Here is a 13,930-nt window from a genome sequence, read left to right on the forward strand (position 1 = left end):
TAATCATTCAGCAAGGCCCGGTTTGAGATCAGGCGATCGAGCCGCAAAAGTGATCTGACACGCCTGGAAATTCTAATCGATAACTAAAGGTTCACTTTCCCGCACTACAGCTGACCACTGGCCTCTGGTTACTAACATCGTGAATTAACAAACCCGGTAAGCAATGCCTGTTTTTTCCGCCGCCCTTTCCAAATCTTCACATAATCGGTTGGCAGTCTGAACTTGCACAGAAATAGAATTTTTCACATTCTAAAACCAATCAAGATGATCAGGCTAATTGCTTTTTCCTTTGCACTATTTGTCATTTTTTGTTCCTGCTTAGAACCGTCCAATTCCCTGTCGGCTCAATCAACCAGTTCCCTGGTTTACATGAATGGTGGCAGTCTTACCTATGCCCCCTTTGCAATGAAGGACCAGACCAATGCAGTGAATGTCATTCCGGATTTTTCCCATGCGGGCTACAAAAAAGGTGGGGTGCCGTTACCCGATGTACCGGTTCAGTTTACCCTCACCCCTACCGCCGGAGACAACCGGGCGGCCATCCAGGCCGCTATCGATCAGGTGGAGGCTATGACGCCGGATGCCAATGGCTTTAGAGGGGCCGTACTCCTCAAAAAAGGAATTTACGAAGTAAATGGTTCTCTGACTATTGAAGCGAGTGGGGTCGTCCTGCGCGGTGAAGGTCAGGGAGACAATGGTACCGTGCTTAATGCAAGTCTTGCCCAAAAACATGACTTTATTCTCGTTCAGGGAACGGGAAGTGGAATAAATGAAGACACCCTTACCACCGTAGACATAACGACGGCTTACGTGCCGGTAGGTACTACCAACTTTAATGTATCCAGTGCATCCGGTTTTACCGTCGGCGATCTCGTTTCGGTAAAACGGACCCCTAATCAGACTTGGATCGACGCACTGGCCATGGGACAGTACGGCTGGACGCCCTCTGGATATGTCGTCAAGAACGAAAGAACGATTACCGCTATTAACGGCAATACCATCACTGTGGATCTACCCATTGTGGATGTTATAGAAGACCAGTATGGAGGCGGTACGCTATCAAAGGCTTCCGTGCCGGGCCGGATCAGTAATTGCGGGGTAGAAAACCTAAGGATAAAGTCGTATTACGCCTCCGATACGGATGAGAACCACGTCTGGATAGCGGTCAAACTGATCAGAACGACCGACTCCTGGGTCAAGGGCGTGACCGCCCAATATTGCGGTTACTCCTGTGTGAGTATTCACAGTGAATCCAATTTCAATACGATTGAGGAGTGTGCCATGAAGGATCAAAAGTCCCAGATCACGGGAGGACGCCGCTACTCCTTTAATATTACCGACGGATTGGGCAATCTTTTTCAACGGTGCTATACTTCGGATGGAAGACATGATTTTGTGACCGGCTCCAGAGTGGCCGGCCCCAATGTCTTCCTGGACAGCTACGCGACCAACACCTACAGTGATGTCGGTCCCCACCACAGATGGGCGACCGGGCTATTGTTTGATAACGTTCGGGCTGGACAGATCCGGGTGCAGAATCGGGGCGCATCCGGCACCGGACACGGCTGGGCCGGCGCGCAGACTATGTTCTGGAACCTGAAATCCTACAAATCCGATATAAAAGTGGCCAGCCCGAAAGGAGCCCGCAATTGGGGGATCGGCTGCGAGGGCTCCACCCAAAATGGAGATGGTTTCTGGGAGCACTGGAACAGCCCTGTACTGCCCCGTAGCCTATACCTGCAACAGTTAGAGGACCGGCTGGGTACCACGGCCGTTGCCAATATTACCATACCGGAACAATTGACGGGAGATATTTACAGTATGCTGGCAGACTGGGCGGGTGACGGTCCCCTGGTGGATACCTCCACCAACAAACTGCGAATAGTAGCTACGGAAGATGCTTTCGTAAGGGGAGGGACCTACGCCGGTGATAATTACGGGCAGAGTAGCACCTTAACGGTTAAGGTCAATAGCAACGCAGATTACATCAGAGAATCCTTTCTGAAATTCGACCTGTCTGCGATCAATCAGGTGGTGGGTAAGGCGACGTTGCGACTTAGGGTGACCAATGACGACGCGGGCCCCACTCATGTCGTCCGCTTTGTCAGTGATGATAGCTGGTCCGAATCAACGATCACCTGGAACAACAAACCCTCCACCGGCGCCAGCCTGGGCTCGGCAGTATCGCCGCCGATCGGGGAATGGTTCGAAATTGACATTACCAGCCAGGTACAGACCGAATTGGCGGGCGACGACCTGATCAGCCTGAACATTCACGAGATCACCAATAACCAATTCGTGCAGTACGGCTCAACGGAGCATGCGGATTCCACCTATTGGCCGGAAATTGAAATTATTTACGCCAATATCAGTGAATTAACCACTACTGACGATGCTTTTGTAAGAGGTGGGACTTATGCGGGTGACAACTACGGAACAAATTCCAGCCTGGTCGTTAAAGGACACAATACGGATAGTTACCGGAGAGAATCCTATCTGAAATTTGATCTTTCCGGCATCACCGAAACGGTTACGAATGCAACACTTCGACTCAAAGTAAATAACGATGATGCGGGCCCCACTCATGCGCTCCGGTTCGTAAGTGACGATAGTTGGTCCGAATCGACCATCACCTGGAATAATAAACCAGCAACGGGTACCAGCCTGGGCTCGGCGACATCCCCGGCGATCGGAGAATGGTTCGAAGTTGATATTACCGCACAGGTACAGACCGAATTAAGCGGTGACGGCGTGATCAGTTTGAATCTACACGAGACCAGCAATAATAACTACGTATCGTACCATTCCAATAATGCAGCCGACTCCGACAATTTTCCCCGACTGGTACTTACCACGATACCACAGGCGGCCAACCGGATCGCTTCTGCGGAGAGCAGCGAGACTGCTTTAAGGGATGTTTTGAAAAATGAGGACCGGCCCGAAAAATCCCCGATCTTGTATAGTTACCCCAATCCCTTCCAGCATCTTACCAATATTGTTTTCACACTTGAAGATCCGGAGCCCGTGAATTTATTGGTATATGATCTGAGAGGCCGACTGGTGAATACTTTGCTCAGTGAATCCTTAGCGGCAGGGTCCCATCGGGTGAATTGGAATGGAACGGATAGCCGTGGACGGAGATCTCCCGCAGGGATTTATTTACTGCGCCTGAAAACCGCTAACAGGCAGGTTGTGGAGAAAGTTATGTTACTGGAATAGAATCTAATGTAGGAATTCAGAGAAATTCCTGCATTCTGCTATAGGTTGCTAGAATTAAAAAAGGGGCGCTCGGCGCCCCTTCTAATTCCAGACCAATAAGTGTCCAATCGAGTTGGATGTGGACTTATAGATCCGGACAACTATTAGGATAAATATACTTTTAATCAGTATTGGGATATACTGTAGGATTATTCATAATCATCGGTCACTTCCATTACAGCATCAATAATTTCAGGATCGGTCAGTCCGCCGAAATTATGGCGATCCGTAGCTGCAAAACCGTTGAAATCTTTCATATTGGTATCGGCACCGGCTTCGGCCAGGATATTGGCTATTTGTCCGTGTCCTTTACGGGAAGCGGTCAGTAGTGGCGTTTCACCGGTAATGTTGCGATGGTTGGGGTTAGCACCCTTTGCCAACAATATTTTTACCAGTTCGCTGTCGCCCTGTTCGGCCGCCAGGTTAAGCGCGGTGTTTTCCAGGTAATCAGTTCTGTGAACGGTAGCGCCAAAGTCCAGCAACATTCTCGTCACCTGATCGTGGTTTTTGTTGATCGCTACGTTCAGCAGTGGTTCACCTTCTTTGGTGGTCCAGTTAGCGTCCACATCGGGTTTGCTGCTTTTGTGCAACAAAATACCGGTAATAATATTCTGTCCGTTGCGCACAGCGCGGTACAGTGGGATTTCACCTTCTTCGTTAGCAATACTGGGATCGGCACCGTGGTGGGCCAGCAAAGCTACCGCTTTCATATTGTTCTGTTCCACAGCGTAGAACAGCGGTGTCATTCCGTGGGATTTATCGTTCAGATCTGCTCCTTTGGTGATCAGTTCCTGCACCAGATCCATATCGCCGTGCTTCAGTGCGGCCATAATCGGACTGGTTCCGTGGCTATTCTGCAAACTCGGATTAGCCCGCTTGACAATAATGTCGATAATTTCTTCATTTCCTCCTTCGATGGCCAGGATCAGTGGGGTTTCACCCATTTCATTATCGAGATTGATCACGGCTTCTTTTTCCAGGAAACGCACCATCTCTACGTCTTTGTTCTTAATGGAGCGGGTCAGTGCAGTTTCTCCTCCGTCGTCAAAAGCGTAGAAATACGGGGATTTTACGGATTCTTTTACTTCATCGAGATTACCGGCCTTGACAGCTGCCATAAATTCTACCTGGTTCTCGATACTGGTCTCTTCGTACCTGGTCAGTTTTTTTCCTTTCTTTTTCCGAGCTTCTAGTTTCAGTTCCTGAAGTTCAGTTTCAAAAGTTGTTGTTTCATCCGGAGTCGTAGATGTAGGGTTCTGGGCAAATACATTCATCCCGGTTACCAACAACATTACCGACAGCGCATAGCTAATAGTGGATCGCATGTTGTTTTCTTTTAATTTAAAAAATATTATGTAGTGTAAGTACCGGCACATACCGATAAGTACTAAAATTCAATTAACTGTAAATTAGATGTTTATGAAGCGTGTCCTGTGCGAACGAGAAAATTGGGAATTTCTCTTATTCTCTTGTGTTACATTTAAAAAACACCAATTTGGAGTTTCGTGTTTGGTAAAAAAGTAGTAAAAACGCTATAATCTGTATATATTAGAAGCCTGATATTGGTTGCAGCAACGGATTAAAGCACAAAACGGCCGAAGATTTTTCAGAAAAAAGAACAGCCAGGTGCCAGCATTTGCGTACACTCCGCGTTCTTCCTCTTTTCTTTTATCTGCAGGTTTTGTAGCTTGCGTTCAACTCGCAAAAAAACAAATGATCCTATGTCCAGATTAGATTGGTTCACCATCCTTATAGTCGGTATTTGTGTTATTGCCCTCGGATTCCTGGTTTACAAAACAGTTCAGCTGATGGGTAATGATCAGCCGGATCTTGACCGTTCCGAAATTGCCGATGATCCCACAGATCGCAACGAACACCAAATGGCGTACGAGTCCAGCGGCTCCGCCCGGACCGATGATGCCACCACTCCCGGCGCCGATGACCAGGACCTCGATGACGATGAACTCCCCTACGATCCGCAGGAAGTCGAAGCTCCGCAGGGTGAAGAAGTAAGCACTCCGGAACCACCGAAATCCACTACTACCAAATCTTCAGAATCTTCTTCCGCCAGTAAGACGGCCAGTGAGCCCCGCTCCCAGCCTACCGCCAGCTCCACCACCCCAAAAGGCGGCACACCAACCAGCTACAGCAGCAGCAGTGGTGATTTCATGGTCGTAGCGGGATCTTTCTCCATGCGCCAAAACGCCGAAACCCAGGTAAAAAAATTAAAACAACTGGGCTACGATAATGCCCGGGTAGAAATATTTAACGGAGGCGCCCTGGCGACTGCGCTGGTGGATCGCTTCGATAATTACGATCGCGCTAAGAATCTCGTCACCGAACTGAAAGGCAAAGGCGTGGATTGCTTCGTTAAGAGAAAAGAATAAAAATTACGAAGCCCTGCCGGATCGGTTCGATCCGGCAGGGCTGATCAAGAAGTGATTGTCACTTCGAAAGCTTACCAATTCAGGCGGCAGAATAAATGCCTAGCCTTCAAATTCATCCTGCCAGGCCAGCATACCACCCGTCAGGTTACGCACATTGGTAAAGCCGTTTCCCTGCATAAAGCGCTGCGCCATTCCACTGCGAGCGCCGGAGCGGCAATAAACCACGATCTCAGCATCTTTTTTATCTTCCAGATCGGAGATCCGGGCCGGAATGGTGTTTACCGGAATAAGTTGTCCGCCTACATTGAAGGCCTCGTGCTCGTTGGGCTCACGCACATCGATCAGTACGAAATCATCGCCACGATCTAGTTTTTCCTTCAATTGCTTTGGTGTAATATCCATTGTTGTGTGTTTTATATCAGTTTATTTGTGCCGTCAATTTTACCGCAGTAAGGATATCTTGCTGATCTGAACGATACCCGTTCGGTTGTTGCGGATCTGTAGCGTATAAAGCCCGGCGGGATATTGTCCGAAATCCAGTTCGGATCGAACCGCACCCCGGTCTACCAACTGGCCCACCGGATTATAGAGTACATAGGATAGATCCTCCATGCGGCCGTCGAGGGTACGAAGATAAAGTTTTCCACGGGACGGATTCGGAAATAAGTTAACAAAATCCTGTTCGGCGATCGGATCTTTCGCTTTAGTCGGTACGGGCGTTTCCGCACCTACGATCGGACGAATCATCAGGGAGCCCTGCTCCGGCTCGGAGATCAGGTTCCAGCCCTGCCCTACGTTTACGTAGGTAAAAGCGGCCCCCTCGGTACGGTTCCGGTCGTAGCCTACCGGAACACACTGGTTGAAAGTACAGGGCGTGACCTGGTTCCAACCGACGTAAAAAGGTCCGGCAGGAATGGGTACGGGAGCCAGCTCACCGTCCTCATCCAACAGGGTGTAGGTGGTAAATCCCTGGATCGTATCAAAGCTGACGTCCGCAAAGAACGGGTTGATCACCATGCTGTATTCGGGCGTATCATCCAGCGTACCGATCCAGATCAGGATCTCAAATTCCTGATCGGATACATCAATATTGGAACGCGGATGCATAAAACGGACCGCCCGGATGGAATCCGCCACGCCGGCTTCGAAAGCAATGGCCACTTCCGTGCCTTCCTGGGCCACCAGACCCTGTTCGGCGCTGCCGTCGTCGTAGGCGAAATAGTCTTCAAACACCGTTACCGATGAAACCATATCGTTTTCCTGTACACTTTCGTAGCCGGGAGTTTCCACCTGACTGTCGTTGGTGAGCCGGTAAGTCATCCGGAAGCGCAGATCGGCATTATCCGGATAGTTGGGCCCGAACATCGCTGCGGTGTAAGTCGCCCAGATATTCGCAAAGCGCGGATCACCCTGCAAGCCGTAGGTCCGGTCAACCGTCATTCCGTTCGGAATGTTGGCTTCCTGCCCGTTGAACAGGGTCAGCGGCGCTCCGAAGGGGGATACCGCCGTATTTTGCTCGATCAGAGTTACCGAAGAAGGGATCACACTCAGGGTCTCATCCGCGTGGTTGAACAGACTGACCTCCAGGCTGTCCGCCAGCAGGCTTTCGTCCTGGGCCCGGAAATGATTCCAGGGCATGGCCGAATAATTCTCGAGTATCGGCTCCGGAGGTTTGGTGAAAGCAACATCCGCAAAGATACTATCCGTCTCTTCGGTGCTCATGCGGATGTAATCCAGATGCCAGTTGTCTCTAACTCCCTGGCGATCGGAAATATTCACAAAACGGAACTGGAAACTGTCGTGCCGATAATTGGCCGGTACGGGCGTGGCGTAAAACCGGAAAGGCTCGGCCACGGTATTCGGCTGATTGGCGGGAACGCCGCCGTAGGCGACAATGCGCTCCCAGTTACCCGTCTGGGATTTAAATTCCAGCCGTAAGGAATCGCCGGCCTCGGGTTTATCGCCGTAACCGCGGCGCTGTACCCAATAGGTCAGCACCACATTCCCGATCTCTCCTTCCAGATCGATGTAGGTGGACGTCAGCCGGTCGGCTTCCCCGGGATCTCCTCCGTAGGGTTTGCCATTGGCACCGAGACCATCCATCGTGGCGACCCCGATAGAAGGCGGGTCAATGGCCATGGTCTTGTTGACGTACACTTCCCGGTCCAGCCACAACATCGGATCGGTAGCCGGTCCGTCGTAGGAAAAATCGTCCATGAAGGGCAATCCGAGCACCGTAGGCGCAATCTCAAACGCTAAATGAAAGGTATCGCAAACCGCATTGATATCACAGATACCGACACAGATAGAATCGACGCCCGGATAGCGGGAAGCCCGGTAAATGACCTTGTTGTCGGGTCGATTGTAAGCAGAGAAGTAGGTCAGTTGATCCCGGCCGATGTATTCATCTTCGCAATCCACGAAGTAGTTACAGCTCAGTGCGGCCGGCAGTACGTTGGTATCCATGGTGTATTCGGACAGTCCCCCGGGTGTGACCGAGAGCGCCGGAATATAGTAGTGCTGACCGGGGCGTTTGGCTACGATCCGGTAGACCCGGTTGCGCTGACAATCGCTGGGATCGCTATCGCTACAGTAGCGGATCTCGATCGCATCTTCTCCCAGGAGTACATCTTCATTGGCGGTGTACAGCAGGGTATCTCCGGTAGCGCTCAGGCGGGCCTGCCCGTACTGGGCGGTTTCGCAATTGGCGCAGGTGAAAGTCCCTCCCTGGGGAAAAACATTGAAAGTGTCGATATCGATAATGATCAGGGCGGTCTGCCCCGCTTCTACGTAGGTTTTATCGGGATCACTGGGGTCACAGGCGGCTTTTTCGAGCGATCGGCTGTATCCCTTCGGTAACAGAGCGGCCCTCTCATCTTTTACCGTCGGATAGGATTCCAACGGTATCCGGCTGACCTGTGCGGAAATTTGCTGAACAAAGGTCAGCAGGAATAGAAAAGTCGCTATTCGGTTCATGTTTGGCGTCTTGATATTATATACGTTCACGGTGCTAATTCCTAACGATGAACGCCAGGAACAGGGCAATATTTTTTAAGCCTTGATTTTTAAAGGATGCTACAAGACCGAAAGACAACTAAGCGTGTGGTTGGGATTTTTTCTTTGTGGCGTTTGCAGCCCAATTAATAATTTCCAAACACATGCTAGATGTGGGAATTAGCAATTTGGATCAACCCGCCTGCTCCCGGCGTTTGATCTCATCGCGGATCTCAGCAGCTTTCTCATAGTTTTCTTCGCCCAGCACCTCATCCAGCATTTTGGATAAAGCCTCTACGGAATAAGAGGAAAGGCCTTTCTGGCGCTTACCGCGGCCGCGGCGACCGGTGCCGCCCTCGGGAGCAGGTCCGGCGCTCTCTTCTTCCAGTACTACTCCGGCTTCGTCCATTACGAAGTCATAGGTGTAGATGGGGCAGTTGAACCGTACGGCCAGAGCCAGGGCGTCCGAAGTCCGGGAGTCGATCTCCACCACTTCACCCGCGCGCAGGCAAACCAGACTGGCGTAAAAAACACCTTCTACCAAATTATTGATAATGATCTCCTGGAGATCGATCTGAAAAGTATCCAGCGTATTTTTGAACAGGTCGTGGGTCAGGGGCCGGTTGGTGGTCATGCGCTCCATGGCCACCGCAATGGCCTGTGCTTCAAAACTCCCGATGACGATCGGCAGCCGGCGCTGGCCTTCTCTTTCGGCCAAGACCACCGCGTAATTATGGGACTGTGAAACACTATGTGAAAGGGCAACGATGTCCAGTGCTATTTTTTTCATATTGAGATAAATATATCTTCCTCAGTGGTACAAATTTATTTTTTAATTAGGAAAAACGGTGAAAATCCCTCATGATTCTATCCGGCCTTATCGGGGCCGGAGCATGATCCGGATCATGGTATTCCACCACCGTTCCCCTGCGATTTTATTTTTTCGCTTCGTTCCAGAGCGCATCCATTTCCTCCAGCGACATTTCCTGCAGGTCTTTTCCAGCATGGGCTTCGATGTATTCAAATCGCTTTTTGAACTTTTGGTTCACCCGCTCCAGCGCCGTTTCCGGATCAATCCCCTGAAAGCGGGCATAATTGACCAGGGAGAACAGCACATCACCGAATTCTTCTTCCCGTTTTTCCTGCGTAAACTCCGGGGACAGGGTTTCCTTGAACTCTGCGATCTCCTCTTCCACTTTTTCCCAGACCTGTTCGGCGTTTTCCCATTCGAACCCAACCTGTTTGGTCTTTTCCTGCATCCGGTAGGCCTTCACCATCGCCGGCAGCGAATTGGGCACTCCGGCCAGTACCGAGCGCTTGCCTTCCTTGAGCTTGAGTTGTTCCCAGTTCCGCTTGACGTCTTCCTCACCGTTTACCTTTACGTCGCCGTAAATGTGCGGATGGCGCTTGATCAGCTTTTCACAGACCGCGTTCAGCGCATCGGCAATATCGAAGGCGCCTTTTTCGTCCGCGATCTTGGCGTAGAAGACCATATGGAGCATAATATCCCCCAGTTCTTCCTTAACTTCATCCAGATCGCCGGCCAGGATGGCATCCGCCAGTTCGTAGGTTTCTTCAATCGTCAGGTTGCGCAAACTTTCCATGGTTTGCTTGCGGTCCCAGGGGCACTGTTCGCGCAGCTCGTCCATGATTTTCAACAAACGGCCGAAAGCCTCCAGTTTGCGTTGATCCTGCATCGACTTTTCCATGATGGATAATTTATTTTATTTAATTTTGCGCCGCTCACTTCTGCGCTCCTAACGGCGGCAAAAGTAAACTTTATTCGCCGATTGGGCGTTCAAAGGGAAAAGGAAATTTAGGGGGAATGCGTGAATTTACGGGCAAATAGTCCATATACGGGTTTCCTTCGGACTACTTATTTATAAATTTTGATAATCGATCCTTATGGAATTCTTATATGTGTTAGCCATTGTTTTTGGCGTCTTTGGTCTTTCTTTTATTCTGATCAATATTCGCCACATCGTTACCGGCAATGAGTTCCGCGGTACCTGCGCGAGTAACAATCCCATGCTCAAGAATCAGATCGGAGAGTGCTCGGTATGTGGAAAAAAGCCGGAAGAAGAATGTAAAATGCCGGAAGTCCAGAAAGGTTAGGTTGATGATACGATGCCGAGATACTGTGAGCATGATAACTTCTCAGTATCTCCGCATCGTAAGATCGTAGTATCGGCTTATCCGATCATCAATAACTCCCCACCGACAGCATCACCAGCGTACAGCCCACCTCTACTTCAATTCCTTTCTCCCGGGCCATATTCATCAGTTCCGGATTCACGGTTCCCGGATTAAAAATGATGCGTTTCGGATTCATCGCCATGATATAATCGTAATATTCCCGCTGCCGTTCCGGATTCAGGTACAGGGTAACGGTATGCACGTCTTCCAGATCGGGGCGATCATTCAGAATATCGATACCCTCGATACTGCCTCTGCGGATCCCGACCGGGACCGGCTCAATTCCGTGATCCAGCAACATTTCTACCGCGCGGTAGGCGTAGCGGGACGGATTATTGGTTGCCCCCAGTACAACCGTCTTTTTTTCGGAGGTTACCTGGGGTTGACTGCTATATTGGTTCATGGTTTGGTTGTTCAATCGTTTGAAAGAATGTGATCGCCCGCTCAGTTCGTTTCCTCTCTGCACTGTTCCGGCGAACGTCTCGTGGCGGGCAGCTCCCGAAGGCGGAAGCAATGCCCACACTTAAATAACAACCAGCCGCGCCCTCGGGTTTACTTTTTCCCCGGAACGGATCACTCCTAAAACAGCGATCCCGGCTGATCCACCAGGGACCAGCCGGGACAAACTTTTATACGATATACTGTCGGTAGGTTGTACCAGGTACCACCCGCCGGGACAGATCTGATTATACCATCAAACGGATCGGGTTCTCCAGGATCTCCTTGAAAGTGTTCAGGAACTGGGCACCGGTAGCGCCGTCTACAACGCGGTGGTCGCAGGACAGGGTTACTTTCATCATATTCCCCACCACGATCTCGCCGTCTTTAACGATCGGCTTCTGGATGATGCCACCGACCGCCATAATACAGCTATCCGGTGGATTGATGATCGCCGTGAATTCTTCGATACCGAACATCCCCAGGTTAGAGATGGTGAAGGTATTGCCGGACATCTCATCCGGTTGCAGTTTGCGATCCTTGGCTTTGCCGGCCAGGGTCTTCACCTCCGTGTTGATCTGGGACAGGGTTTTCATATCCGCGTAACGGATCACCGGTACCAGCAGGCCATCGGGGACGGCTACCGCTACTCCGATATTGACATCCTTGTTCTGGCGGATCGTATCTCCCATCCAGCTCGAATTGATCGCCGGATGCAGGCGCAGGGCCGCAGCGCTGGCTTTAACCACAAAGTCGTTGAAGGAGATCTTGGTCGGTGCGATCTCGTTGACGCTTTTGCGCATACTCACCGCTTTGTCCATGTTGATCTCTACGGTCAGGTAGAAGTGCGGCGCCGTAAATTTGCTTTCTCCCAGGCGACGGGCGATCACTTTGCGCATCTGGGATACCGGAGTATCCTCGTACTGCGCCTCGCCGGTAGCGTAAGTGAACGGAGCCACCGCCGGAGCTTCCGGTTTGGCCTGCTTTTCGGCCGGAGCCGGAGCGGGTGCCGGAGCCGCCGGTTGAGCCTGCGGAGCGGACTGTTGTTTTTCCAGATAAGCTTCCACATCCCGCTTAACGATACGGCCGTGGTCTCCGGAACCGGAGATCTGATTAATATCCACACCGGCGTCTTTGGCCATGGTCTTGGCCAGAGGCGATGCTTTTACGCGCTTATCGTCCGAGGCGGACGCTGCTTCCTGGGCGGGCGCCGTTTCAGCCGGAGCACTGGATTCGGCAGATTTTTCTTCTTCTGCCTCCACTTCGGGCTCTTCGGACTTCGCGGCTCCATTTCCGCCGCCGTCACCGGCAGCTTCGATGGCAGCTTTCCAGTCTTCGCCTTCTTCTCCAATCACGGCAATAACGCCATCGATAGGTACCGGACCTTCTTTCACAGCAATATGCAACAGGGTACCCTCCACGAAGGCGTCGAGTTCCATGGTTGCCTTATCAGTTTCCACTTCCGCCAGGGTCTCACCCGGTTCTACGGATTCCCCCTCTTTTTTTAACCAACCGATGATGTTGCCCTCTTCCATCGTGTCGCTCATCCGGGGCATGCGAATGACTTCAGCCATATCTTAGGTGTATTTTAACAAGTTTGCAAATGAGATTCAGGTAGAACACCTGTATAATGTGTGGCAAAGATAAGGGTAGAGAGACCAAAATGGCGTAAGTTAGTTATCGTTTGTTTTGGCTTGCTTCTATATCTTTACTCACCATAGTTTACAATTAGACTGCGTTGCGCAAAGTTGCAATATTTAATCGAATTTTTGCAATCAGCAGTTTCGAATCTTCCGGAAATCCAGTTGTAAGGGCTCCGGTAATGCGACAAATCTTTCCAGATCTGCGTTCCGGCCGGTCCTAAGACGCTAAAATACGATAATTTCCCCTTACGACAGCTTCCTACAAATACCGTCCGGAAACAAATTCCGGGGGGCTCAAACTGGAAATTAAATCCTGAGCTATAACACTATTAAGAAAAAATAAGTTGAAAACCACAACTTTATCCCGCTCCGGGTATAAATTTGCCAATATGAATTTTTCATCTAAACTTTTGGAAAACGCCGTGGATGCGTTTGCATCTTTGCCCGGTATCGGCCGGAAAACGGCCCTGCGACTGGTCCTGCATCTGGTACAACAGGCACCGGAAACCAGCGAAGAATTTGCCGACGCTATCGTCAAGCTGCGCAAAAATATCAAAAACTGTCAGGTCTGCCACAATCTGTCGGACGAACCGGTATGTGAGATCTGTTCCAATAACCGGCGTGATAAGTCCGTACTCTGTGTGGTGGAAGGCATCCGGGACGTCATGGCCATCGAGGAGACCCAGCAGTTTAGAGGCCTGTACCACGTGCTGGGTGGCATCATCTCCCCTATCGAAGGTATTGGCCCCAACGATCTGCACATCGATTCCCTCATCGGCCGGGTACAGACCGGCGAGGTCAAGGAACTGATCATGGCCATCAGTCCGACCATCGAGGGAGATACCACGATCTTTTATATTTCGAAAAAACTACGCGATCTCGACCTGCCAGTTCAGTTGAGCACCATCGCCCGCGGGGTCTCTTTCGGCGGGGAACTGGAATACGCCGACGGGCTGACGCTGGGACGATCGATCGTATCGAGGATTCCCTACCGGAAAGATGAATAGTGCCTCC

At 50.8% G+C, this 13,930-nt stretch carries 11 protein-coding genes; 4 read left to right on the plus strand and 7 right to left on the minus strand.

Annotated features, from left to right (window positions below):
• The first annotated feature begins 264 nt into the window (after nt 1–264).
• A complete protein-coding gene (locus CRP01_RS17575; protein WP_099151386.1) occupies nt 265–3,219 on the plus strand; it encodes a CBM96 family carbohydrate-binding protein in 2,955 nt (984 codons plus the stop codon).
• A 188-nt stretch (nt 3,220–3,407) separates the two neighbouring features.
• Here the strand turns inward: CRP01_RS17575 and CRP01_RS17580 are convergent, their stop codons facing one another.
• On the minus strand, nt 3,408–4,583 hold the full coding sequence (locus CRP01_RS17580) for an ankyrin repeat domain-containing protein (protein WP_170110417.1): 1,176 nt from the start codon (nt 4,581–4,583) through the stop codon (nt 3,408–3,410).
• A 396-nt stretch (nt 4,584–4,979) separates the two neighbouring features.
• On the opposite strand from CRP01_RS17580, the gene CRP01_RS17585 reads away from it, so the two are divergent.
• Nucleotides 4,980–5,645, plus strand: a complete 666-nt coding sequence (locus CRP01_RS17585) for an SPOR domain-containing protein (RefSeq protein ID WP_099151388.1) — start codon at nt 4,980–4,982, stop codon at nt 5,643–5,645.
• 99 nt (nt 5,646–5,744) lie between these two features.
• Here CRP01_RS17585 and CRP01_RS17590 read toward each other — a convergent pair whose 3' ends face one another.
• The 4 genes from CRP01_RS17590 to mazG all read right to left on the minus strand — a co-directional run bounded on the left by CRP01_RS17590 (nt 5,745) and on the right by mazG (nt 10,348).
• A complete protein-coding gene (locus tag CRP01_RS17590; RefSeq protein ID WP_099151389.1) occupies nt 5,745–6,047 on the minus strand; it encodes a rhodanese-like domain-containing protein in 303 nt (100 codons plus the stop codon).
• 39 nt (nt 6,048–6,086) lie between these two features.
• A complete protein-coding gene (locus CRP01_RS17595; protein ID WP_099151390.1) occupies nt 6,087–8,621 on the minus strand; it encodes a T9SS type A sorting domain-containing protein in 2,535 nt (844 codons plus the stop codon).
• Nucleotides 8,622–8,832: 211 nt separating this feature from the next.
• Entirely contained in the window at nt 8,833–9,429 is a 597-nt protein-coding gene (locus CRP01_RS17600) for a bifunctional nuclease family protein (RefSeq protein WP_099151391.1), read from the minus strand.
• A 145-nt stretch (nt 9,430–9,574) separates the two neighbouring features.
• Nucleotides 9,575–10,348: a nucleoside triphosphate pyrophosphohydrolase gene (gene mazG / locus CRP01_RS17605; RefSeq protein ID WP_233752704.1), complete on the minus strand. Its 774-nt coding sequence runs from the start codon at nt 10,346–10,348 to the stop codon at nt 9,575–9,577.
• Between the two features lie 196 nt (nt 10,349–10,544).
• Between mazG and CRP01_RS17610 the strand changes: the two genes are divergently transcribed.
• Complete coding sequence (locus tag CRP01_RS17610; protein ID WP_099151392.1) at nt 10,545–10,754, plus strand: hypothetical protein; 210 nt, start codon at nt 10,545–10,547, stop codon at nt 10,752–10,754.
• 88 nt (nt 10,755–10,842) lie between these two features.
• Here CRP01_RS17610 and CRP01_RS17615 read toward each other — a convergent pair whose 3' ends face one another.
• Both CRP01_RS17615 and CRP01_RS17620 read right to left on the minus strand, forming a co-directional pair.
• Entirely contained in the window at nt 10,843–11,238 is a 396-nt protein-coding gene (locus tag CRP01_RS17615) for a CoA-binding protein (protein ID WP_099151393.1), read from the minus strand.
• 283 nt (nt 11,239–11,521) lie between these two features.
• Nucleotides 11,522–12,847: a pyruvate dehydrogenase complex dihydrolipoamide acetyltransferase gene (locus CRP01_RS17620; RefSeq protein ID WP_099151394.1), complete on the minus strand. Its 1,326-nt coding sequence runs from the start codon at nt 12,845–12,847 to the stop codon at nt 11,522–11,524.
• 458 nt (nt 12,848–13,305) lie between these two features.
• Here CRP01_RS17620 and recR point away from each other — a divergent pair, with 458 nt between their 5' ends.
• Nucleotides 13,306–13,923: a recombination mediator RecR gene (gene recR / locus CRP01_RS17625; protein WP_099151451.1), complete on the plus strand. Its 618-nt coding sequence runs from the start codon at nt 13,306–13,308 to the stop codon at nt 13,921–13,923.
• Nucleotides 13,924–13,930: the final 7 nt, after the last annotated feature.

Source organism: Flavilitoribacter nigricans DSM 23189 = NBRC 102662 (genome assembly GCF_002646595.1).
GTDB classification, from domain to species: Bacteria; Bacteroidota; Bacteroidia; order Chitinophagales; family Saprospiraceae; genus Flavilitoribacter; species Flavilitoribacter nigricans.

Excerpts from the sequence above, each read along its gene's own strand:
- CRP01_RS17575 (WP_099151386.1), top strand. The coding sequence starts at position 265 with ATGATCAGGCTAATTGCTTTTTCCTTTGCACTATTTGTCATTTTTTGT.
- CRP01_RS17580 (WP_170110417.1), bottom strand. The coding sequence starts at position 4,583 with ATGCGATCCACTATTAGCTATGCGCTGTCGGTAATGTTGTTGGTAACC.
- CRP01_RS17585 (WP_099151388.1), top strand. The coding sequence starts at position 4,980 with ATGTCCAGATTAGATTGGTTCACCATCCTTATAGTCGGTATTTGTGTT.
- CRP01_RS17590 (WP_099151389.1), bottom strand. The coding sequence starts at position 6,047 with ATGGATATTACACCAAAGCAATTGAAGGAAAAACTAGATCGTGGCGAT.
- CRP01_RS17595 (WP_099151390.1), bottom strand. The coding sequence starts at position 8,621 with ATGAACCGAATAGCGACTTTTCTATTCCTGCTGACCTTTGTTCAGCAA.
- CRP01_RS17600 (WP_099151391.1), bottom strand. The coding sequence starts at position 9,429 with ATGAAAAAAATAGCACTGGACATCGTTGCCCTTTCACATAGTGTTTCA.
- mazG (WP_233752704.1), bottom strand. The coding sequence starts at position 10,348 with ATGGAAAAGTCGATGCAGGATCAACGCAAACTGGAGGCTTTCGGCCGT.
- CRP01_RS17610 (WP_099151392.1), top strand. The coding sequence starts at position 10,545 with ATGGAATTCTTATATGTGTTAGCCATTGTTTTTGGCGTCTTTGGTCTT.
- CRP01_RS17615 (WP_099151393.1), bottom strand. The coding sequence starts at position 11,238 with ATGAACCAATATAGCAGTCAACCCCAGGTAACCTCCGAAAAAAAGACG.
- CRP01_RS17620 (WP_099151394.1), bottom strand. The coding sequence starts at position 12,847 with ATGGCTGAAGTCATTCGCATGCCCCGGATGAGCGACACGATGGAAGAG.
- recR (WP_099151451.1), top strand. The coding sequence starts at position 13,306 with ATGAATTTTTCATCTAAACTTTTGGAAAACGCCGTGGATGCGTTTGCA.